Source organism: Streptococcus sp. C150, assembly GCF_000187445.1.
GTDB classification, from domain to species: Bacteria; Bacillota; Bacilli; order Lactobacillales; family Streptococcaceae; genus Streptococcus; species Streptococcus raffinosi.
In genome coordinates, this window is sequence record NZ_GL698455.1 from 1 (window position 1) to 1,478 (window position 1,478).

1 protein-coding gene and 1 pseudogene are annotated in these 1,478 nt (G+C 39.6%); both read left to right on the forward strand.

Annotation, left to right across the window (positions count from 1 at the left end):
• Nucleotides 1-366 (forward strand): annotated as a pseudogene (locus HMPREF0848_RS10045) (transposase); the annotation flags it as partial.
• A 278-nt stretch (nucleotides 367-644) separates the two neighbouring features.
• On the forward strand, nucleotides 645-1,478 hold an 834-nt coding region (locus HMPREF0848_RS10050; RefSeq protein ID WP_008536348.1), incomplete at its 3' end, for an IS110 family transposase.

Below are 1,478 nucleotides of genomic sequence, written 5' to 3' on the forward strand. Positions count from 1 at the left end.
ACATGAAGTCGTTAAGAAGACACTGAATTTCTCAGAAGAACTCGCTAATTATTATAACCTCTATCAGCTGTTGCTGTTTCACTTTCAGGAGAAGAGGGTAGATGAGTTTTTTGAGCTCATAGAGGAGAATATAAGCAAGGTTAATCATTACTTCAAAACTGTCTTTAGGACCTTCCTTAGACACAAACCATACATCAAAAATGCGCTAGAAACACATTACTCAAATGCAAAATTGGAGGGCACCAATAAGCTTATCAAAGACATCAAACGTCTGGGCTTCGGTTTTAGAAACTTTATTAACTTTAGGAAGCGTGTTTTCATCACTCTGAACATACAAAAAGAGAAAACCTATCAGGTTCTCTCTAGATGTTAGCTTTTCGTCACCCACTACAGTTGACAAACATACTAAGATTAGTAGTGAAGAAATCTCCGACGGGAGAGAGTACTCACTACTTTTTCTTTATGTTAAAGTAGTGGTGTCTTGTAAAGTCGTAGGGCTCTATGGCGCTAGACGTCGCTTGACAAACTGGCAAGACACCTTGTTTTAGGTGGAGTTTGATCAAAGTATGTAGGACGCTAAACGTCGCGTATTGAAAATAAAATCACTAAAACATGGAATTATTCAAGACAAAAGAGGTAATGTCATGCGTGCAGTATTTGGAATTGATGTCAGTAAAACAAGTTCTGAGGTGGCCATTTTAGTCAACGGTGAGAAGGTTCATGGCTACACCATACTCAATGATGCCATTGGATTCAATCGCCTGTTGGGCGACTTGAAAACTGTTCATAACCCTGAGATTATATTTGAGGCTACAGGCGTCTATTCTCGACGTCTTCAAGCCTTTCTTGAGGAATATAGTTACGCTTACACACGGCTAAATCCACTGGAAGCTAAGAAGCAATTGGACAGTCTGCGAGTTCGTAAAACAGATAAAATTGACGCTGAAAAACTGGCTAAATCTCAGCTTGTGCACAATCGTAAACCAACTTACGTGCAGGAAGAAGTTTATCAACACCTGCGTGATTTAAGCCGTTTCTATCAAAATATGACAGAAGATCTTGTTCGAACTAAAAACCGCCTGCACAAGGTTTTACAGGTCACATTTCCTGAATTGGAAAATCTATTATCCACACCTACTGGAGAGCAATATTGGAACTTAGTGATGGCTTTTCCATGCAAAGAGGCTGTATTAAGCCTATCTCAAAGTAACTTGTGTGAGATTATCCGTCAATCTACCTCCAAACGCATCTCTGAAAAACGTATTGCTTACCTAACTGATAAACTTATAAAACTCGCTAAACAATCTTTTTGTGCGGTCAAGAAAACCTCTCCAATGCTTGAAGAGGTTCGTTACTATGCTCAAGAATTGCTTCGTCTTTCTGAACGCAGACAAGTTGTCTTAAACGACATGGTAGCTCTAGCTCAGCCTTTACCAGAGTATGACATCTTACGGTCAATTCCTGGCATCGCAGAAACC